Origin of the sequence: Stenotrophomonas sp. MYb238, from assembly GCF_009496535.1 — a bacterium.
GTDB lineage: Bacteria > Pseudomonadota > Gammaproteobacteria > Xanthomonadales > Xanthomonadaceae > Stenotrophomonas.
The window spans coordinates 88917-109322 of sequence record NZ_WIDL01000015.1 but is presented as its reverse complement, the minus strand read 5'-3'; the positions used below and the strand labels follow the sequence as shown (position 1 = coordinate 109322).

Annotated in this window: 18 protein-coding genes; 13 read left to right on the top strand and 5 right to left on the bottom strand. The window is 70.5% G+C overall.

Annotation, left to right across the window (positions count from 1 at the left end; genetic code table 11):
- The 5 genes from CQ393_RS11650 to CQ393_RS11630 all read left to right on the top strand — a co-directional run.
- Window positions 1–2181: TonB-dependent receptor (locus CQ393_RS11650; RefSeq protein WP_153191714.1), on the top strand; the 2181-nt coding region annotated here is incomplete at its 5' end.
- Window positions 2182–2349: 168 nt separating this feature from the next.
- Window positions 2350–2916: a TetR/AcrR family transcriptional regulator gene (locus CQ393_RS11645; protein WP_153191713.1), complete on the top strand. Its 567-nt coding sequence runs from the start codon at window positions 2350–2352 to the stop codon at window positions 2914–2916.
- Window positions 2913–4565 carry an MFS transporter gene (locus CQ393_RS11640; RefSeq protein ID WP_153191712.1) on the top strand — a complete coding sequence of 551 codons (1653 nt, stop codon included), beginning with the start codon at window positions 2913–2915 and terminating at the stop codon, window positions 4563–4565. The genes CQ393_RS11645 and CQ393_RS11640 overlap by 4 nt, the downstream gene beginning before the upstream one ends.
- 139 nt (window positions 4566–4704) lie before the next feature.
- Window positions 4705–5718 (top strand): HlyD family secretion protein, encoded by a 1014-nt coding sequence (locus tag CQ393_RS11635; protein WP_228114495.1) that lies wholly within the window; start codon window positions 4705–4707, stop codon window positions 5716–5718.
- A 102-nt stretch (window positions 5719–5820) separates the two neighbouring features.
- The gene (locus CQ393_RS11630; protein WP_153191710.1) at window positions 5821–7521 is read left to right on the top strand and encodes an amidohydrolase; all 1701 of its coding nucleotides are present in this window, start codon (window positions 5821–5823) and stop codon (window positions 7519–7521) included.
- Between the two features lie 363 nt (window positions 7522–7884).
- Here the strand turns inward: CQ393_RS11630 and CQ393_RS11625 are convergent, their stop codons facing one another.
- On the bottom strand, window positions 7885–8373 hold the full coding sequence (locus CQ393_RS11625; protein ID WP_153191709.1) for a Fur family transcriptional regulator: 489 nt from the start codon (window positions 8371–8373) through the stop codon (window positions 7885–7887).
- 16 nt (window positions 8374–8389) lie between these two features.
- Window positions 8390–9793: a glutamate--tRNA ligase gene (gene gltX / locus CQ393_RS11620; RefSeq protein ID WP_153191708.1), complete on the bottom strand. Its 1404-nt coding sequence runs from the start codon at window positions 9791–9793 to the stop codon at window positions 8390–8392.
- Between the two features lie 251 nt (window positions 9794–10044).
- On the opposite strand from gltX, the gene CQ393_RS11615 reads away from it, so the two are divergent.
- The gene (locus tag CQ393_RS11615) at window positions 10045–10872 is read left to right on the top strand and encodes a trypsin-like serine protease (RefSeq protein ID WP_153191707.1); all 828 of its coding nucleotides are present in this window, start codon (window positions 10045–10047) and stop codon (window positions 10870–10872) included.
- 220 nt (window positions 10873–11092) lie between these two features.
- Here CQ393_RS11615 and CQ393_RS11610 read toward each other — a convergent pair whose 3' ends face one another.
- Complete coding sequence (locus CQ393_RS11610; RefSeq protein ID WP_153191706.1) at window positions 11093–11533, bottom strand: copper chaperone PCu(A)C; 441 nt, start codon at window positions 11531–11533, stop codon at window positions 11093–11095.
- Window positions 11534–11570: 37 nt separating this feature from the next.
- Between CQ393_RS11610 and CQ393_RS11605 the strand changes: the two genes are divergently transcribed.
- The 4 genes from CQ393_RS11605 (at window position 11571) to CQ393_RS11590 (ending at window position 15239) form a co-directional block, all read left to right on the top strand.
- The gene (locus CQ393_RS11605; protein WP_153191705.1) at window positions 11571–12353 is read left to right on the top strand and encodes an enoyl-CoA hydratase/isomerase family protein; all 783 of its coding nucleotides are present in this window, start codon (window positions 11571–11573) and stop codon (window positions 12351–12353) included.
- 198 nt (window positions 12354–12551) lie between these two features.
- Complete coding sequence (tesB, locus tag CQ393_RS11600) at window positions 12552–13451, top strand: acyl-CoA thioesterase II (protein ID WP_153191704.1); 900 nt, start codon at window positions 12552–12554, stop codon at window positions 13449–13451.
- A gap of 2 nt (window positions 13452–13453) precedes the next feature.
- Window positions 13454–13963, top strand: a complete 510-nt coding sequence (locus CQ393_RS11595; RefSeq protein WP_153191703.1) for a DUF2007 domain-containing protein — start codon at window positions 13454–13456, stop codon at window positions 13961–13963.
- A 67-nt stretch (window positions 13964–14030) separates the two neighbouring features.
- On the top strand, window positions 14031–15239 hold the full coding sequence (locus CQ393_RS11590; RefSeq protein WP_153191702.1) for a sigma-70 family RNA polymerase sigma factor: 1209 nt from the start codon (window positions 14031–14033) through the stop codon (window positions 15237–15239).
- Window positions 15240–15315: 76 nt separating this feature from the next.
- On the opposite strand, the gene CQ393_RS11585 is transcribed toward CQ393_RS11590, so the two are convergent.
- Complete coding sequence (locus CQ393_RS11585) at window positions 15316–15882, bottom strand: EF-hand domain-containing protein (RefSeq protein WP_153191701.1); 567 nt, start codon at window positions 15880–15882, stop codon at window positions 15316–15318.
- 196 nt (window positions 15883–16078) lie between these two features.
- Here CQ393_RS11585 and CQ393_RS11580 point away from each other — a divergent pair, with 196 nt between their 5' ends.
- On the top strand, window positions 16079–16828 hold the full coding sequence (locus CQ393_RS11580; protein WP_153191700.1) for an arginyltransferase: 750 nt from the start codon (window positions 16079–16081) through the stop codon (window positions 16826–16828).
- Window positions 16829–16876: 48 nt separating this feature from the next.
- A complete protein-coding gene (locus CQ393_RS11575; RefSeq protein ID WP_153191699.1) occupies window positions 16877–18076 on the top strand; it encodes an endonuclease/exonuclease/phosphatase family protein in 1200 nt (399 codons plus the stop codon).
- 136 nt (window positions 18077–18212) lie between these two features.
- Here the strand turns inward: CQ393_RS11575 and purT are convergent, their stop codons facing one another.
- On the bottom strand, window positions 18213–19397 hold the full coding sequence (gene purT, locus CQ393_RS11570) for a formate-dependent phosphoribosylglycinamide formyltransferase (RefSeq protein ID WP_153191698.1): 1185 nt from the start codon (window positions 19395–19397) through the stop codon (window positions 18213–18215).
- A 121-nt stretch (window positions 19398–19518) separates the two neighbouring features.
- Here purT and CQ393_RS11565 point away from each other — a divergent pair, with 121 nt between their 5' ends.
- On the top strand, window positions 19519–20400 hold the full coding sequence (locus CQ393_RS11565) for an SPFH domain-containing protein (protein ID WP_153191697.1): 882 nt from the start codon (window positions 19519–19521) through the stop codon (window positions 20398–20400).
- Window positions 20401–20406: the final 6 nt, after the last annotated feature.

Sequence of the window (20406 nt, the reverse complement as noted above, 5' to 3'; positions counted from 1 at the left end):
CGCCCCGCGCTGTTCCTGGCGCTCGCCGCGGCCCTTCCCGCCGCCCAGGCCGCCGCCGACAACGACGGGCAGAGCCACCACCTGACCGAACTCTCCGCGGTCAAGGTCACCGCCTCCCCGCTGCAGAGCGACGCCGAATCGCTGGCCCGCCCGGTGGCCGTGCTGACCGGCGAGGAACTGGACGCACGCAAGGGCGCCACGCTCGGCGACACCATCGCGCGCATGCCCGGCGTGCAGACCACCTACTTCGGTCCCGGCGTGGGCCGCCCGGTCATCCGCGGGCAGGAAGGCCCGCGCGTGGCGGTGGTCGCCAACGGCGTCGGCAACATGGACGCCTCCACGGTCAGCGCCGACCACGCCACCAGCATCGAGCCGTTCCTGGCCGACCAGATCGAGGTGCTGAAGGGCCCGGCGACCCTGCTGTTCGGCAGCGGCGCCATCGGCGGCGCGGTCAACGTGGTCGACGGGCGCATCGCCCGCGACCTGCCCGACCATCCCCTGAGCGGCCGCGCCGAACTGCGCGGCAACAGCGTCAACAACGAGCGCAGCGGCATGTTCCGCCTCGACGGGGTCAGCGGCGACAACCTGGTGCTGCACGTCGACGGCCTGGTGCGCAATGGCGACGACTACCGCATTCCCGGCTACGCGATCGACCCCGCCGCGCTGGACGACGGCCATGACCATGACGACCACGACGACCACGGCGACGAACTCGGCCCGCGCGGCCGCCTGGAGAACAGTTCCACGCGCACCCGCGCCGGCGGCGTCGGCGCCACCTGGCTGGGCGCGTCCGGCTTCCTCGGCGCGTCGCTGGGCACCTACCGCAGCAACTACGGCATTCCCAACGGCGCCCATGTCCATGCCGACGACGATCACGGCCACGATCATGACCACGACGACCACGACCATGGCGACGAGGAAGGCGAAGGCGAGCACGACGTGCGCATCGACATGGTGCAGAACCGCTTCGACGTGAAGGGCGGCCTCTACGATCCGCTGCCGTTCCTGCAGAGCGTGACCGTGCGCGCCGCCTGGACCGATTACGAGCACACCGAACTGGAAGCCGGCACGCCGTCCACGCGCTTCACCAACAAGGGCGTGGAAGGCCGCGTGGAAGCGGTGCAGCAGCCGCTGGCCGGCTGGAACGGCGCGTTCGGCCTGCAGTTCGGCGACAGCGATTTCGGCGCGCAGGGCGAGGAGGCCTTCGTGCCGGATACCCGCACCCGGACGCTGGGCCTGTTCGTGCTGCAGGAAAAGCAGTTCGGCCCGCTCAAGCTGGAACTGGGCGGCCGCCACGACCGCGTCCGGCTCAGCCCCGACGACGGCCTGCGCGGGCGCGACTTCGGTGCCACCAACCTGTCGGCGGCGGGCATCTGGACGGTCAACGACCACTTCGACCTGCGCTTCGGCGTGGACGGATCCGAGCGCGCGCCCACCAACGAGGAGCTGTACGCGGCCGGCGCCCACATCGCCACGCGCTCGCTGGAGATCGGCGACGCCAACCTGGACACCGAGCGCGGCCACCGCATGGAACTGGGCCTGCACGCGCACAGCGACCGCATCGACGTCTCGGCCGCGATCTACCAGACCAGGTTCAAGGACTTCATCTATCTGGCCGACACCGGCGTGGTCGAACAGGGGCTGCCGGTCCGGGTCTGGACCCAGCACGACGCCACCTTCAAGGGCGCCGAGGCCGAGGCCATGTTCCACCTGGCCGAAGGCGACAGCGGCGACTGGGACCTGCGCGTGTTCGGCGACTACGTCAAGGCCGAACTGGACGGCAGCGGCAGCCGCCGCGCGGACATCGCCGTACCGCACGGCAACCACAGCCACCGCTACAGCGTGGACCTGGCCAACGGCGGTTACCTGCCGCGGATCTCGCCGGCACGCGTCGGCGCCGACCTGCGCTGGGCACGCGACGGCTGGCGCGCCTCGGTGGGCGCGATCCGCTACGGCAGCCAGAAGGACGTGGCGCCGAACGAGGCGCCCAGCGCCGGCTACACCCTGGTCGACGCGCACCTGGCGTACCGCTGGGACCGCAGCGGCAGCAACGCCTACGAGCTGTTCCTGGACGGCAGCAACCTGACCAACCGCGAGGCCCGCCCGCACACCTCGCTGCTGCGCGACTACTCGCCGCTGCCCGGCCGCGGCGTCGCCTTCGGCATCCGCGCCTGGTTCTGACCGGAAGCGCCGCCGGAGAGTGCATGAGGAAGGGGCCGCAAGGCCCCTTCCTCTTTTCCGGGCCGGTGCATCCGGGCCGGCTCGCCGACCTGAATGGCCGCTTTGCCGGACACGGCGTTTCACATCGCGCTCATTGTAAGCGGACACTTTTGTCCGGATCATGTGCGCATGACCTCGATCCGTTCCGATGCCGCCGCGCGTCGCGCCCAGTTGCTGGACGCGGCCGACGCCGTGTTCGGCGAACACGGCATCACCGCGCCGCTGGACCTGGTGGTGGAACGCGCCGGCGTCGGCCGCGCCACGCTGTACCGCAATTTCCCCGACCGCGCCGCGCTGATCGAGGCGATGCTCCAGCGCACGGTCGAGAAGATCCAGGCGCACGTGGCCGAACTGGGCGAGCGCGAGGACGCCCTGTTCGAGCTGATCGGCGGCATGGCCCGGCGCATCGTGCTCTCGCCGGCACTGGCCGACTACTGGCGCGCCGTGGACCAGAACGACCCGCCGATCCGCGCCGCCCGCCAGCGGGTGCTGAAGCTGATGGAGCCGGCCCTGCGGCGCGCGCGCGCCGCCGGCCTGTGCCGGGCCGACCTGGAACTGGCCGACCTGTCGCTGGTATCGAGCATGCTCGGCGCCGCGCTGCGCGGACGCACCCGCGCCGACCGCGCCCGCCTCGCCACACGCGCGCTGGAGCTGCTGCGCCCCGGCCTGGCGGCATCCGCCGGAGCGGACGCATGAAACCGCTCAAGCCGATCCCCGACTGGGAGGAGCACGAAAAACCCACCCTGCCCGGCTCCGCCTCGATGCCCTGGCACCCGCCGCACCGGCGCGTGGCCTACGCGGCGGTGGCGGTACTGGTGGCGATCACCGGCGGCCTGGGCAACGCGCTGCTCAGCGCCAACCTGCCGTGGATCCAGGGGCAGATGGGCCTGCAGCCGGCCGAGGCGAACTGGCTGGTGGCCGCCTACATCATGGTCAACGTCACCGCCAACCTGCTGGTGTTCAAGTTCCGCCAGGAATACGGCATCCGCCTGTTCGCCGAACTGGGCCTGGGCGTCTATGCCGCGCTGGCGGTGCTGCACCTGGCCGTGGGCGGGCTGGCGACCACCATGCTGGTGCGCGCGGCCAGCGGGTTCGCCGGCGCGGCCTGCACCACGCTGGGCACGCTGTACATGCTGCAGGCGCTGCCACGGAAGTACGTGGGCAACCTGCTGGTGGTCGGCGTGGGCCTGTCGCAGCTGGCGGTGCCGCTGGCGTGGCTGGTCTCGCCGGGCCTGCTGGACCACGGCGAGTGGCACAACCTCTATTTGTTCGAGGCCGGGCTGGCGCTGTGCGCGTTTGCCGCGGTGGTGATCCTCAAGCTGCCGCCGGGCATCCAGATCAAGGTGTTCGAGCCGCTGGACTTCGTCACCTTCGCCCTGCTCGCGCCGGCGCTGGCGATGCTGGTCATCGTGCTCAGCCAGGGCTACCTGCACTGGTGGTTCGACACGCCGTGGCTGGGCTGGCTGCTGGCCGCGGCGACAGTGCTGATCCTTGCCGCGTTCCTGATCGAGCACTACCGCCGCAACCCGCTGCTGCAGATCCGCTGGCTGATGGGCCCGACGATGCTGCGCTTCATCGCCGGCGCGTTTCTGATCCGCTTCCTGACCAACGAGCAGTCCTACGGCATGGTCACGATGATGCGCACGCTGGGCATGGGGCCGGACCAGATGGCGCCGCTGTTCGCGGTGATCCTGCTCGGCGTGCTGGTGGGCATCGCCGCCGGCGCGCTGACCTTCGGGCCGAAGGCGCTGATCCCGCAGCTGCTGGCCTCGATCATCCTGCTCGGCAGCGCCGCCTTCCTGGACCAGCACCGCACCAGCCTGGACCGGCCGATGGATTTCGCACTGAGCCAGTTCCTGGCCGCAGTGGGCAGCGGCATGTTCATGGGCCCGCTGATGCTGATGGGCATCCGCCAGGCCATGGCGCGCGGGCTGGACCACATCGTGTCCTTCATCGTGGTGCTGTCGTTGACCCAGACCTTCGGCGGCCTGGCCGGCTCGGCCCTGCTGGGCAGCTACCAGCTGCACCGCGAGCATGTGTATTCCAGCCAGCTGGTCGGCCAGCTGGACCCGGCCGACCCGGTCGTCGCCCAGCGCCTGCGCACGCAGCAGCAGGGCTACGCCCGCCTGATCACCGACCCGGTACAACGCCAGGCGCAGGCCGCCGCGTCGCTGGCGCAGGCCGCCAGGCGCGAGGCCAACGTACGCGCGTTCAACGACGTGTTCGCGCTGAGCGGCTGGCTGGCCATCGGCTTCCTCAGCTGGCTGCTGCTGGAAGTGCTGTTCCGCAATCCCACCGTAAAAAAAGCGATACGGCCGGCCGCGGCCGCCACGCCCTCCAGATGAAGCAACCGACATGAGCGACAAGCAGGAAAACCCCGGCACCCCCGACGAGCCGATCACCGACGCCAGCGATGGCGAGGCGGCCGCGGCGTCGACGCCGGTCTCCAAATACAACACGCCCAGCCGCACCAGCGTGGTGGTGATGGTCGTCATCGCCCTGGTCGGGCTGACCCTGATCCTGCGCGCCTGGCAGCTGTGGCCGTTCAACAGCAGCCACGTGCATACCGACGATGCCTACGTGCGCGGCCAGGTGACGGTGCTGGCGCCGCAGGTCAGCGGCTACGTCACCGAGGTGCTGGTGAAGGACTTCGACCACGTGAAGCAGGGCCAGCCGCTGCTGCGCATCGACGAGCGCAGCTACCGGCAGAAGGTCGACCAGGCCGAGGCGGCGCTGGCCGATGCGCGCGCGCAGCTGGCCAACTCCGACCAGAGCCAGGCGCAGAACCGCGCGCAGATCGCCTCGGCGCGCGCCACCCTGTCGGCCGGCCAGGCCGAGCAGCAGCGCAGCCGCGCCGAACTGCAGCGCTACGAGACGCTGGCCGCGCAGCAGCTGGTGTCCAGCAGCGACCGCGACAGGCTGCGCGCCGGCGCGCAGTCGGCCAGCGCCGGCGTGGCGCAGTCGCAGGCGGCCATCCGCATCGCCGAGGAGAACCTCACCGCCACCCGCGTCGCCCGCCAGGGACTGGAAGCCAAGGTCGCCAGCGCCGAGGCGGCGCTGGAACTGGCGCGGATCGACTTGGACAACACCGTCATCCGCGCCCCGCGCGACGGCCAGCTGTCCGAGGCCTCGGTGCGGCTGGGCCAGTACGTCACCGCCGGCACGCAACTGCTGTTCCTGGTGCCGGACAGCCTGTGGATCGTGGCCAACTTCAAGGAAGGCCAGACCTGGAAGATGGCCATCGGCCAGCCGGCGACCTTCCGCGTCGACGCCTTCCAGGGCCAGCGCCTGCACGGCCGCATCGAGCAGATCGCCCCGGCCACCGGCTCGGAGTTCTCGGTGCTCAAGCCCGACAACGCCAGCGGCAACTTCACCAAGGTGGTGCAGCGCCTGCCGATCCGCATCGCCATCGATCCCGGCCAGCCGCTGGCCGCGCGCCTGCGCCCGGGCATGTCGGTGGTGGTGGAAGTGGATACGGCCGCCGAACCGCGGCGCTGAGGCCGGCCGCGCGCACCGGCAGCGCGGCCGGCGCGGCACTCACCGCGCGCATGCCGGCGCCGCGCTAGGCTGCCGCCTGGTCCGTCGCCGCGGAGCGCGTGCATGAAACCCCTGCTGGTCCTGCCGCTCCTGGCGGCATTGCACGGCGCCGCCGACGCGGCGGACACGCTGTATACCGGCGGGCCGATCGTCACGATGGACGACCGGCAGCCGCAGGCCGAAGCCGTGGTCGTGCGCGATGGCGACATCGCCTTCGTCGGCACGCGCGCGGACGCGCTGTCTTTCAGCCCGGGCGCGCGTCAGGTAGACCTCCAGGGCCGCACCCTGGTACCGGGCTTCATCGACAGCCATGGGCACGTCTCCGGCGTCGGCCTGCAGGCGCTGTCGGCCAACCTGCTGCCCGCCCCGGATGGCGACGGCAACGCGATTCCCGCGCTGCAGGACATCATGCGCCGCTTCCGCGCCGCGGCCACGCTACCCGGCGGCTACAGGGTTCTGATCGGCTTCGGCTACGACGACTCGCAGCTGGCCGAAAAACGCCACCCGACGCGTACCGAGCTGGATGCCATCGCCACCGATATCCCAGTGATCCTGATGCACCAGTCCGGGCACCTGGGCGCCTACAACAGCAAGGCGCTGGAACAGGCCGGCATCAATGTCGATACGCCCGACCCGGAAGGCGGGGTGATCCGCCGCGAGCCCGGCAGCCGCGTTCCCGACGGGGTGCTGGAGGAAAGCGCGCACACTCTCGCGCTCGCGCGGCTGATGCCTGCGTTGAGCATCGAACAGGCCATGGCCATGCTCGAAGCGGGCCAGGCGCTGTACATGAAACATGGCTACACCACCGCGCAGGACGGCAAGACCGACGCCGGCACGCTGGCGATGCTGCCGATGGCCGGCAAGGCGGGCAGGCTGAAGATCGACGTCGTCGCCTACCCCGACATCCAGGTGGCGCTGGACAGCCCGGCGATGCGCGGCCCCTATTACGGCCCGGACTACATCGACCACTTCCGCATCGGCGGGGTGAAGATCAGCCTGGACGGTTCGCCGCAGGGCAAGACCGCGTGGCTGAGCCAGCCGTACTACAAGGCGCCCGCGGGCGAGAAAGCCGAATACGCCGGCTACCCCGCCTACAGCGACGCGCAGGCCGATGCACTGATCGGCAAGGCCTGGGGCAACGGCTGGCAGGTACTGGCGCATGCCAACGGCGACGCCGCCATCGATCAGTTCATCCGCGCCGTGGCCGCCGCCGAAGCCGCGCATCCGGACAAACGCCTGCTACCGGTGCTGATCCACGGCCAGACCCTGCGCCGCGACCAGGTGGGCGAACTGCGCCGGCTCGGCATCTTCCCCTCGCTGTTCCCGATGCACACCTATTACTGGGGCGACTGGCACCGCGACTCGGTGCTGGGACCGAAGCGCGCGGAGAACATTTCGCCCACGCGCTGGGTGCTGGACGCGGGCATGGTATTCACCTCGCACCACGATGCGCCGGTGGTGTTCCCCGATGCGATGCGCGTGCTCGACGCCACCGTCAACCGCACCACCCGCAGCGGCCGCGTGCTCGGCCCGGCGCAGCGGGTCACGCAGGAACAGGCGCTCAAATCCATCACCCTGTGGGCCGCGCGGCAGTACGCGGAAGAGGCCCGCAAGGGCTCGATCGAAACCGGCAAGCGCGCCGACCTGGTGGTGCTCTCGGACAATCCGCTGACCATCGCGCCGGCCAACCTGCACACCATCCAGGTGCTGCGGACCATCAAGGACGGCAACGTCGTCTACAACGCCGAGGAGCGAGAGAAGTAAGGCCGCGGGTCGGCGCCGGGCATCGCATGACGAGCGGGATCGCCAGCCGCGCGCCTTCCGCGCAATCGTTCCCAGCGTGGCCGCCGGCGCCGCCCATCCCCACGATGACGATCACCAAGATCAGCGCCACCACACCGACCATCGCCGCGGTCGGCAGGGATGGCCGGTGATCGAACAGGCTGCGGCAGCCCGGAGCAGCACTGCCCAGGCTGGGGCACGAATCAAAGAACACGGCGAAGCAGACGACCCAGCACCATGGCAGCGGCCATCACACTCCACAGAACCCGCGGGCTCCGCGGGGAAATCCTCAGGGCGCGGCGCGCTGCCCGCGGCAGACCGCGCGTTCCGCCGCCCGACCGTCGCTCACCCGGCGCAGTCCGCGCACAGGCCGTGCACTTCCAGCGTCTGCGCCTGCGGCTTGAAGCCCAGTTCGCGGGCGCGCGTTTCTAGCTGGCGCACGATGTCGCGGTCCTCCAGCTCGACCGCGCTGTGGCAGCGGTCGCAGATCAGGAACGGCACCGAATGCTGGTTGCTGCTGGGGTGGTGGCAGGCGACGAAGGAATTGACCGAGGACAGCTTGTGCACAAAACCATTGGCCATCAGGAAATCCAGCGCGCGGTACACCGTGGGCGGGGCGTCGGCGCCGACGCCCTTGCCCTCGCGCACCCATTCCAGCAGTTCGTAGGCCTTGACCGGCTTGCCGGCCTCGGCGATCAGCCGCAACACGTTGGCGCGGATCGGCGTGAGCCGCAGGCCGCGCTCGCGGCACACCCGCTCGACCACCGCGATGAAGCCCGCCGCGTCGTCGACGTGGTGGTGGGGCGCGGTACAGCTGTGCTCGTGTGCGGTCATGTCTGCCTCGGCCGAATCAGCCCTTCGGAACCTTGATGAGTGCGGCGTCGATGCGTTTCAAGGCTTCCTCGCGGCCGGCCAGGTACACCGTGTGCGAGATGTCCGGACTGACCTGGGTGCCGGTGATGGCCACGCGCAGCGGCTGGGCGACCTTGCCCATGCCGATCTCCAGCGCAGCGGCGGTGTCGTGCAGGGCGACGCCGACGCTCTCGGCGGTCCACTGCGGCAGCGCCGCCAGCAGTTCGCGCGCCTTGCCCAGCGCCACCTCGGCGCCGGCCTTGAAATGCTTGGCCACGGCGGCCTCGTCGTACTCGGTCAGCGGCGTGTACCAGACCACCGCCTTCTCGGCCATTTCCTTCAGCGTCTGCACGCGCTCGCGCAGGGCAATGACCACGTCCGCCGGCGCCGGGCCGGCGGCCACGTCCAGGCCCAGCTTCTGCAGCTGGTAGACCAGGTGCGGCACGATGCTGGCCGGCTCCCCGGTCTTCAGGAAGTGCTGGTTGACCCAGCCGAGCTTGGCCATGTCCAGGCGCGAGGCCTTGGAGTTGCAGTTGGTCACGTCGAACAGGTCGATCAGCTCCTGGCGGCCGAACAGCTCCTGGTCGCCGTGCGACCAGCCCAGGCGCGCCAGGTAGCTCAGCAGCGCATCGGGCAGGTAGCCGGCGTCCCTGTACTGCATCACGTCGGCTGCGCCGGTGCGCTTGGACAGCTTGGCGCCCTGCTCGTCCAGGATCATCGGCATGTGGCCGAACTTCGGCACCGGCGCGCCGATGGCCGCGTACAGGTTGATCTGGCGCGGGGTGTTGTTGATGTGGTCGTCGCCGCGGATGACCTCGGTGATGCCCATGTCCCAGTCGTCCACCACCACCGCGAAGTTGTAGGTGGGGTAGCCGTCCGGACGGAAGATGACCATGTCGTCCAGTTCGCTGTTGGCGATCTCGATGCGGCCCTTGATCAGGTCGTCGAAGGCGACCACGCCGTCCAGCGGATTCTTGAAGCGGATGACGCGGTTCGGGTCGTCCCGGTACGGCAGGCCCAGGTCGCGCGCGGCGCCGTTGTAGCGCGGCTTCTCCTGCTTCGCCATCGCGGCCTCGCGCATGGCGTCCAGTTCCTCGCGGGTTTCGTAGGCGTAGTACGCCTTGCCGTCGGCGACCAGCTGTTCGGCCACTTCCCGGTAGCGCGCCACGCGGTCGGTCTGGTAGATCGGGCCTTCGTCGTAGTCCAGGCCCAGCCAGTCCATAGCCTCCAGGATGGCGTCGATCGCCGCCTGGGTGCTGCGCTCGCGGTCGGTGTCCTCGATGCGCAGCACGAATTCGCCACCGCGGTGGCGGGCCTCCAGCCAGCAGTACAACGCGGTGCGGGCGCCACCGATGTGCAGGTAGCCGGTGGGACTGGGGGCGAAGCGGGTGCGGACGGTCATGACGTACGTGGAAGTGGGAACCGGCGCATTTTACCGCGTGATCGCCGCGGCAAGCCTTTTCCCCTACGTGCCGGCGGATCGTGCGCCCGGATCCATGCCGCGCGGGACGGGCGCAGGGGCCGTGCGTCGCAGCGGCGCAGGAAATACGATGGCGGCGAAGGGCAGCCGGGAACGCCGCCGGCTCGATCCGGAGAACCGGCCCGCACCGGCCTCCTCGACGCTCCATCCCCGTCCGCCCCGGAATATCGCCCATGCCCCGATTCGCCTGGCTCCTGCTTCTGCTCGCCGTTTCTTTCAGTGCCAGCGCCGTCGTGATCCGGCACGACGTCGACGATGCGAAGTACCGCATACCCGCCTCCGACTTCCCCGCGCTCGTCGACATGCCCGGCGAAGGCCATGGCGTATTGATCGCGCCGCGCTGGGCGGTGACCGCCGCGCACACGCTCCCGATGCATTCCCGGCTCGGCCAGGTCGTGATCGACGGCCAGCCGCGCGAGGTCGAACGTGTCGTCGTCCATCCCGGGTACAGGACGCTGCCGCAGGCGCTGGTCGACCAGACCATGGCCAGCGGCGAGGCGATGCTGATCGTGGTGTTCCTGGCCGGCTCGGACGACATCGCGCTGATCGAGCTCCGGCAACCGGTGGCGGACGTTGCGCCGGTCGCGCTCTATGCGCGCGGCGACGAGCCCGGCCGGATCGCCCAGATCGTGGGCAAGGGCGCCACCGGCACCGGCGCGGCCGGGCACGATCCCGCCGGTCCGAACCGTACCGCGCTCCGGCGCGCCTTCAATACCGTCACCAGCGCCTACGACCGCTGGCTCTGCTATGTCTTCGACGAGCCGCCGGCGGCGCTGCCGCTCGAGGGCATGCTGGGGAACGGCGACAGCGGCGGCGCCGTGCTCATCGAGGACGGCGGCCAGTGGCGCGTGGCCGGCCTGGGATCGTGGAAGGTGATCGCGGGCGATCTGCGGACCGCGCGGCCCGGACGTTATGGCCAGACCGCCTGCAATGTCCGGCTGGGTCACTATGCCGGCTGGATCGAAGAGGTGATCTCCGGGCGGACGCACGCAGGAAACTGAGCACCGCGCCCGACTGCGCCGCGCTCTCCCGGTGTAAGCGCTTCCCGCTCAGGGCCTGCGCACCACCAGCTCGCCACGCACCTTAGTCAGACCACCTGCGATATCCGGCTGGGCCACTAATGCCGGCTGGATCGAAGAGGTGATCTCCGGGCGGACGCAAGCGGGAAACTGAGCGCCGCGCCCGGCTGCGCCGCGCTCTCCCGGTGTCAGCGCTTCCCGCTCAGGGCTTGCGCACCACCAGCTCGCCGCGTACCTCGGTGCCGTCGGACAGGCCCAGCCACAGCGGCACGCGCTGGCCTTCCTGCAGCGGGCCAGCGCCGTCCATCAGCATCAGATGCAGGCCGCCGGGCTTGAGCTCGACGCCCTTCCCCGCCGCCACCGGCAGACGCTCGACCTCGCGCATGCGGCTGACGCCATCGACCAGGGTGGTCTCATGCAGGGACACCGCCTTGAACGCCGCGCTGCGCACCGAGGTCACTGCCACGTCCGCCTTGCAGGTGTTGTCGATGCGGCCGAAGCCGCCGGCCATGTGTGCCATCGCCGGGTAGCGGATCCAGCCGTCGCTCAGGCGCACGCACGCGGACTCCGTCGCCTGCGCCGCGACGCTCGCGGCGAGGCTTGCCGCCGCCAACAGTACGCACGCGAATGGTTTGGTTATCATCGGACCATCGACTCCCTGCCGTAATCGAGGCCGCAGCATGACAACGCTCATCGACACGATCAACCACGGCCCCATCCGCGAACTGCGGCTGGCGCGGCCGCCGGTCAACGCGCTGGATACCGAACTGTGCCGCGCGCTCATCGCCGCGATGAACCAGGCCATGGCCGACGACGTGCAGGGCGTGGTGCTGTCCGGCAGCGAACGCGTGTTCACCGGCGGCATGGACGTGCCCTACCTGCTGCGCCACGGCGAGGACCGGCACAAGCTGCTGGACAGCTGGCAGGCGTTCTTCGGGGCGGCCCGCACCCTGGCCGAAAGCCGCATCCCCGTCGTGGCCGCGCTCACCGGGCATTCCCCGGCCGGCGGCTGCGTGCTGGCACTGTGTTGCGACTACCGGGTGATGGCCCGCAGCGTCGATCCGGCCAGGCCTTTTCTGATCGGCCTGAACGAAGTGCAGGTGGGACTGGTCGCGCCGGAAGGCATCCAGCGGCTGATGCGGCGCGTGGTCGGCCCCCATCGCGCCGGCGTGCTGCTGGCTGGCGGCCAGCTGGTCAGCGCCGAGCGCGCGCTGGAGATCGGGCTGGTCGACGAACTGGCCGATGGTGCTGGCGCCGTGGCCGCGCAGGCCATCGCCTGGCTGCAGGCGCAGCTGAAACTGCCGCGCCAGCCGATGCTGCAGACCCGCGCCATCGCCCGCGCCGACCTGCACGAGGCGATGCAGCCGCAGCACATCCAGCTGGAACGGTTCGTCGAGGCCTGGTATTCGGCCGACGCCCAGGCGGCGCTGCAGGCCCTGGCCGCGCGGCTGGGCAAGAGCTGAAGCTCCGCCTGCGTACGCACACGCATACCCGTAGGAGCGACTTCAGTCGCGATGGGGCGTTACCGGCAAAGCCCCATCGCGACTGAAGTCGCTCCTACGACGGCAACGGCAACAGCTAACGGCGGCGGGTTGCGCCGTGCCACGGCACGGCGGCCCCGCCCGCTATAATCCCGGCCCTCGCCACCCGGGCCCGCCATTTTGTCCACCAGCGCCGAACCCGTCGTCACCGAACTGATCGACCTGCTGTCGCTGGAGCGGCTGGAGGACAACCTGTTCCGGGGCCAGAGCCGCGACATCGGTACCAAGTACGTGTTCGGCGGGCAGGTGCTGGGCCAGGCGCTGGCCGCCGCCCAGGCCACCATCGACAACGGCCGCCACGTGCATTCGCTGCACGCCTATTTCCTGCGCGCCGGCAACATCGACCACCCGATCATCTACGACGTGGACCGCACCCGCGACGGCGGCAGTTTCTCGGTGCGCCGGGTCACCGCGATCCAGCACGGCAAGGTGATCTTCTTCTGCGCGGCCTCGTTCCAGCAGGCCGAACACGGCGCCGAGCACCAGCACAAAATGCCCGAAGTGCCGCAGCCCGAAGACATCGAACCCAACCGCCCGCTGCCGCCGGAAGTGCTCGAGCGCCTGCCGGTGAAGGTGCAGCGCTGGCTCTCGCGCGGCGGCCCGTTCGAGTTCCGCCACGTATACCCGCGCGACGAACTCAACCCGCCCAAGCGCCCGCCCTACCACCAGGTGTGGCTGCGCCTGAACGAACGCGTCGGCGATGCGCCGGAACTGCACCAGGCGCTGCTGGCCTACGCCTCGGACTTCCACCTGCTGGGCACGGCCACCTTTCCGCACGGCATCAGCTACTACCAGCCGCACGTGCAGATGGCCTCGCTCGACCACGCCCTCTGGTTCCACCGCCCGTTCCGCGTGGACGACTGGCTGCTGTATTCGCTCGACAGTCCCAGCGCACAGGATGCGCGCGGCCTGGCGCGCGGCCAGTTCTTCACCCGCGAAGGCGTGCTGGTGGCCAGCACCGCGCAGGAAGGGCTGATCCGCGTCGCGCCGCCGGCCGCCGGCGAAGGCGGCAAGGAATAAGCATGCGCAAGATATTCACCAGCCAGCGCGTGGAAAACGCCGAGGGCGTGGCCAACATGCTGCGCGAGGCCGGCATCGAGGTGCGCCTGACCAACGGCCGTTCGTACCACAGCAAGCGCCGCGGCCAGTTCAGTTACCTGGACAGGAAGAACGACGCGCAGCTGCCGACGGTCTGGGTGGTGCGCGCCGACGACCAGCCGCGCGCCCGCGAGATCCTGCGCGACGCGCGCCTGCTCGACACCACCCGCCGCGACCATCCGGTCGCCGAGTACGCCTTCCGCGACACGCCGGCGCCGTCCGGCGGCCGCGGCTGGGCCTGGCGCATCCGCATCGCCCTGCTGGTGGTGATCGCCGGCGTGGCGCTGGTGGTCATGCTGCGCCATCGCGGCACGCAGGCGCCGCCGCCCGCCCCGGCGCCGCAGGTGCAGCCGGCGCAGGACGAGGACGGCTTCCGCGTGCGCATCCAGCCCAGCGCGCCGGCACCCGCCCCGGCACCGGCCCCCAAACCCTGACCCGCGGCGGGGCGGTCACATCGGCCCGCGGCCTCCGTCCTGTCCTGCAGACCAACGGGAGCCGCCCATGACCGCCGCCACGCTCGAATCCCTGCTGCACCACGAACTGCCCGCCGCCCGCGGCGGCTGCACGCAGTCCTATGGACGCATCGTGCTCGCCTGCCAGAACACGGTGACCGCCATCGCGCTGGCCATCACCCGCGACGTGCAGGCCAGCGAGGACATCGCCCAGGAAGCCTTCATCAAGGCCTGGCAGCAGCTCAACCAGCTCAACAACGCGGCCAGCTTCCTGCCCTGGCTGCGGCAGATCACCCGCAACCTCGCCCGCGACTGGCTGCGCGCCAACCGCAACCGCCCGCTCAGCGGCGAAGCGGCCGAGATCGCCATCGGCATGGCCGCCGACCCCACACCCGGCGCCGCCGAGGCGATGGCGCGCGTGGAAGAGGAACTGGCCGCCGAGGAAATCATCTCCGCCCTGCCCGAGGACAGCCGCGAAGCGCTGCTGCTGTTCTACCGCGAAGGGCAGAGCTCGCAGCAGGTCGCCGCGCTGCTGGGGTTGAGTGACGCGGCGGTGCGCAAGCGCCTGTCGCGCGCCCGCGCCACCGTGCGCGAGGAAATGCTGCGCCGCTTCGGCGAGTTCGCGCGCAGCAGCGCGCCGGGCACCGCGTTCGCCGCGACGATCGGTTCGCTGCTGATGGTGGCCGCGCCGGGCACCGCCAGCGCCGTGGTGATCGGCAGCACCGCCGGCCTTGCCGGCGCCGGCAAGCTCGGTGCCGGCGGCATGGGCGCCACCGCCGTGGGCGGCGGGGCGGCAGGCGGCTCGCTGGGCATGCTCGCCAACACGTTGATGGCCGACGGCTTCCACTTCGGCCTGGCGCTCGGCGCCACGATCGGTGGCACCGCGGCCGCCTGGCTGGGCGGGTTGTACCTGCTGCGCTACGCCGAATCGTCGGCCGAGCGTGCCCGGATCCAGCATTTCATGCGCCTGCACACCACCACCGCCGCCGTGTTCTGCGGCAGCACGCTGCTGGTCGTGGTGCTGCAGTTGGGCCTGGTCACGTCGCTGACGTCGCTGCTGCTGGGCATGTGCGCGATCAACTACCAGTACCTCGTCACGCTGCCGCGGATCATGGGGCCGATGCTCGCCCGCGACGCCGCCCGCCATGGCCGCAGCGGTCCCACCCGTGTGTACAAGAGCCTGTTCGGCCGCAGCGCGGTGGCCATGTCCAGTGCGCTGGTCATCGCCGCGGTGCTGTTCGTGCTGCTCAAGCGCTGACGGCGCCCCCGACGCCTGTAAAGAAGAACGCCCCGCCGGCAGGCGGGGCGTTCTTCGATCGGCGACTGCGCGGCGGTTACTTCGCTGCCGGCGCCTGCACCGGGCGCGGACCACGCGCGCCCATCTTCGCGCGCGCGGCCTCCAGTTCGGCCGGGCTCAGCTTGCCGTCCTTGTCGGTGTCGGCGTTGCCGAACCATTCCTCGCGGCGCTGCTTGGCGCGTGCCTCGCGGTCGGCCTGGTCGATGAAGCCGTCCTTGTTCACGTCCATGCGCTCGAAGAAGGCCTGGTGCTCGGCGGCGCTGATGCGGCCATCGTGGTTGGTGTCCATCATGCGCAGGAAGCCCTCGCCGCGCTGCCCGCGATGATGGCGCGCCATGCCGCGGTGGCCGTCGCCGCCCCGGGCATGCCAGCGCGGCATCTCCTCGCGCGAGAGCTTGCCGTCCTTGTTCCTGTCCAGCTCGTCGAAACGCTGCGCCAGACGCGGATGGGCGGCGGCTTCCTGGCGGTCGATCGCGCCGTCGCCGTTGGCATCCAGCTGCGCCCGGGCCGGCTTCTGCTGCGGCGCGGTGGCGGCCAGGGCGACGCCGGTAACGGAAGCGGCCAGCAGCACGGCCAGCAGGATCAGGGGTTTGCGGTGGGTCATGGTCTGGCTCCGGTAGTGGATGAAAGGACGCATCGCTGCGCCTTGTCGACATCAACGTGCCAGCAGCCGCGGCGTTGACCGCGCACCGGACGCATTCATCGGGCGGACAGGTGACGCCCATCGGCAATCCTGCATGGCCGGCGGAAACAGCGGCGACGGCGCACGTCGTGAGACCGCCTGCCGCTATGCTTGCGGCATGGCTTTGCACGGCGACTCCACCGAAGAACTGCGCCTGTTCCAGACGGGCGAACACCCCTGCGGCTATTTCCCCGAACGGCGCGCGCGCGACCTCGTGCTCGACCCGCAGGACAGCCGGCTCGGCGAGCTGTACCCGATGGCGTTGGGCTGGGGCTTCCGCCGCTCCGGCGACCTGGTCTACCGGCCGCACTGCCAGCAGTGCCGCGCCTGCGTGCCGGTGCGGGTGCCGGTGGAGCGCTTCGTGCCCGACCGCAGCCAGCGCCGCTGCCTGGCGCGCAACGGCGACCTGGAATGCCGGGTGCTGCCGGCCGAGCGCACCGACGAACAGTTCGCGCTGTACCGGCGTTACCTCGCCGCGCGGCACGCCAAGGGCGGCATGGACGACCACGGCCCGCACGAATTCGACCAGTTCCTGATCGGCGGCTGGTCACACGGGCGTTTCCTGGAAATCCGCACCGCGGCCGGCCGTGGCCGGCTGCTGGCGGTCGCCGTCACCGACGTCACCCCGCTGGGTCTGTCGGCGGTGTACACCTTCTTCGATCCGGACGAACGCGCGCGCGGGCTCGGCACCTACGCGATCCTGCAGCAGATCGACTGGGCGCGGCGCACGCACCTGCCGCACCTGTATCTGGGCTACTGGATCGAGAACCATCGCAAGATGGACTACAAGCGCCGCTACCGGCCACTCGAGCACTTCGACGGCAGGCGCTGGCGCGAAGTGGACGCGCCCGGGGACGGCGCGCCCTAGCGCACCGCTGCCATCACGCCTTCATCGTCCGGATGCGAGAATGCCGGCATGAACAGACACACCCTGCTCCTGACCCTGACGATGCTCTGCGCCGCCTGCACCAGCACCGCCCCCGCCGCTCCGGACACACCCTCCGCCAAGCAGCTGCGGCTGGCGACCTACAACACCTCGCTGTACTCGGACGACGCCGGCGGCCTGATCGCCGAGCTGGAAGGCGACAGCGCGCATGCGCGCAAGATCGCCGCGGTGCTGCAGCAGGTCCGCCCGGACCTGGTGCTGCTCAACGAGTTCGATTTCGACGACGCCCACCGCGCCGCCGACCTGTTCCAGCAGCGATACCTGGAGGTGCCGCAGGCCGGCGGCGGCGCGGCGTTGCGGTATCCCTACCGTTACCTGGCCCCGGTCAACACCGGCGTGCCCAGCGGCCTGGACCTGGACAACAACGGCACCGTCGGCGGCAAGGGCCGCGAGCGCGGCAACGACGCCTGGGGCTACGGCCTGCACCCGGGCCAGTACGGCATGCTGGTGCTGTCGAACTACCCCATCGACGAGAAGGCGGTACGCAGCTTCCAGCTGCTGAAGTGGAGCACGCTGCCCGGCGCGCTGCGGCCGGTCGACCCGCAAACCGGCAAGCCGTTCTGGAACGACGCGACCTGGTCGCAGCTGCGGCTCTCCTCCAAGTCGCACTGGGACGTGCCGGTGCGCACGCCGCTGGGCACGGTGCACGTGCTGGCCTCGCACCCGACGCCGCCGGTGTTCGACGGCAGGGAGAGGCGCAACGCCGCGCGCAACCATGACGAGCTGCGGCTGTGGAAGGAGTATCTCGACGGCGGCGACAAGCCGTGGCTGTGCGACGATCAGGGCCGCTGCGGCGGGCTGGCGGCGGATGCGCGTTTCGTGATCGTCGGCGACCTCAACAACGACCCGGTCGACGGCGACGGCCGCCACGACGCCATCCTCGAACTGCTCGAACACCCGCGCGTGCTGCGCTACCCGACCCCGACCAGCGCCGGCGGCGAGCAGACCGGCCTGGCCTATGCGGAAAAGGGCCTCGTGCGCCGCGGCGCGCCGCAGCACGCCACCGGCGATTTCGGCCCGCGCTCGGGCACGATGCGGCTGGACTACGTGCTGCCCTCGACGGGCTTTGACTACATCGGCAGCGGCGTGTTCTGGCCGGCCGGCGACAGCCCGGAAGCGAAGATCGCCAACGGCAGCGACCACCATCTGGTGTGGGTGGACGTGCGCTGAGACTTCGCCGCCGCGATCCAAGCAATGGGAAACGCCGGCAACGCCGGCGTTTTTGCTTTTGCAGGAGCGCACCTCGGTGCGCGACGGGCATTACCGGGAAAGCCCGACCGCGCACCGAGGTGCGCTCCTACAAGTTTCAGCGCAGCTCGATGCCGATGGCCTCGGCCGCCTCGCGCGCGATCGCGCGGGCCTGGTCCACGTCGGCCGCGCGCGCCAGGGTGACGCCGACGCGGCGCTGGCCCTGCACCACCGGCTTGCCGAACAGGCGCAATGCCGTGTCCGGCACGCGCAGCGCGGCATCGACGCCACTGAACAGCGGCACGCCGTTGCCCTGCGCCAGCATCGCGCACGAGGCCGACGGGCCATGGTGGCGGATGGCCGGAACCGGCAGGCCGAGGATCGCGCGCGCATGCAGCGCGAATTCGCTCAGTTCCTGCGACGCCAGCGTCACCAGCCCGGTGTCGTGCGGACGCGGGCTGACCTCGCTGAACCACACCTCGTCGTTCTTCACGAACAGTTCGACGCCGAACACGCCCCAGCCGCCGAGGTCGTCGGTGATGGCGCGCGCCACGTCCTGCGCGCGCACCAGCGCCGTGGCCGACATCGCCTGCGGCTGCCAGCTCTCGCGGTAGTCGCCGTCCTGCTGCAGGTGGCCGATCGGATCGCAGAACGACGTGCCTCCGGCGTGGCGCACGGTCAACAGGGTGATCTCGTAGTCGAAGTCGATGAAGCCCTCGACGATGCAGCGTCCGGCGCCGGCGCGGCCGCCGGTCTGCGCGTAGTCCCAGGCCGGGCCGACGTCGGCCTCGCTGCGTACCGTGCTCTGGCCCTTGCCCGAGGACGACATCACCGGCTTGACCACGCACGGCAGGCCGATGGCCTGCACCGCGGCGCGGTATTCGGCTTCGGTGTCGACGAAGCGGTAGGGAGAGGTCGGCAGGCCCAGCGTCTCGGCCGCCAGCCGGCGGATGCCTTCGCGGTCCATGGTCAGCCGCGCGGCGCGTGCGGTGGGGATCACCCGCAGGCCCTGCGCGGCTTCCAGTTCCACCAGGGTCTGGGTATGGATGGCCTCGATCTCGGGCACCACCAGGTGCGGCTGCTCCTGGGCGATCACCGCGCGCAGCGCGGCCGGATCGAGCATGTCGATCACGTGGCTGCGGTGCGCGACCTGCATCGCCGGCGCATCCGCATAGCGGTCCACGGCAATGACTTCCACGCCGAAGCGCTGCAGTTCGATCGCCACTTCCTTGCCCAGTTCGCCCGAGCCGAGCAGCAGCACGCGGGTGGCGGAAGGCGACAGCGGGGTACCAAGCGAGGTCATCGGGCGGATCCGGGCGGGAACAGGGGCGCACATTCTAGCCGCGGCCCTCTCCATCACCCCCTCTTGCATGTTGATATCAATTTGATATCTTTCATCGCAACCACCACGGAAGACGCGCGCCATGAAAGAGAAAGCCATCGGTTCCCTGCCCGGTATCTCCACCCTGCTGGGCTCGCTCCTGCTGATGCTGGCCGGCGCCGCCGCCCTGGTCTACGCGGTGGTGCTGGCAAAGTCCGGGGCCGGGGGCGCCGGCCTGCTGGTCGCCGGCGGCGTCGTGCTGCTGATCGCCGGCCTGCTGTTCAGCTGCGGCCTGTACATGGTCCAGCCCAACCAGGCCGCGGTGCTGAGCCTGTTCGGCAAGTACGTGGGCACGGTCAAGGACAACGGCCTGCGCTGGAACAACCCCTTCTTCACCAAGAGGAAGGTCAGCCAGCGCGTGCGCAATTTCGAGAGCGGCAAGCTCAAGGTCAACGAACTGGACGGCTCGCCCATCGAGATCGCCGCGGTGATCGTGTGGCAGGTGGTGGACGCCTCCGAGGCGGTCTACAACGTCGACGATTACGAGAGCTTCGTGCACATCCAGTCCGAATCGGCGCTGCGCGCGATGGCCACCAGCTACCCCTACGACCAGCACGAGGACGGCCAGCTGTCGCTGCGCAGCCACGCCAGCGAGATCTCCCAGCACCTGAAGGACGAACTGGCCGAGCGCCTGGCCGATGCCGGCGTACAGGTGTTGGACGCCCGCATCAGCCACCTGGCCTACGCCCCGGAAATCGCCCAGGCGATGCTGCAGCGGCAGCAGGCCAACGCGGTGATTGCCGCCCGCCAGCGCATCGTCGCCGGCGCGGTGGGCATGGTCGAGATGGCGCTGGCCGAACTGCAGCGCAGCGGCGTGGTCGAGCTGGACGAGGAACGCAAGGCGCAGATGGTCGGCAACCTGCTCACCGTGCTGTGCTCGGACCGCGGCACCCAGCCGGTGGTCAATACCGGCTCGCTGTACTGAGGCACC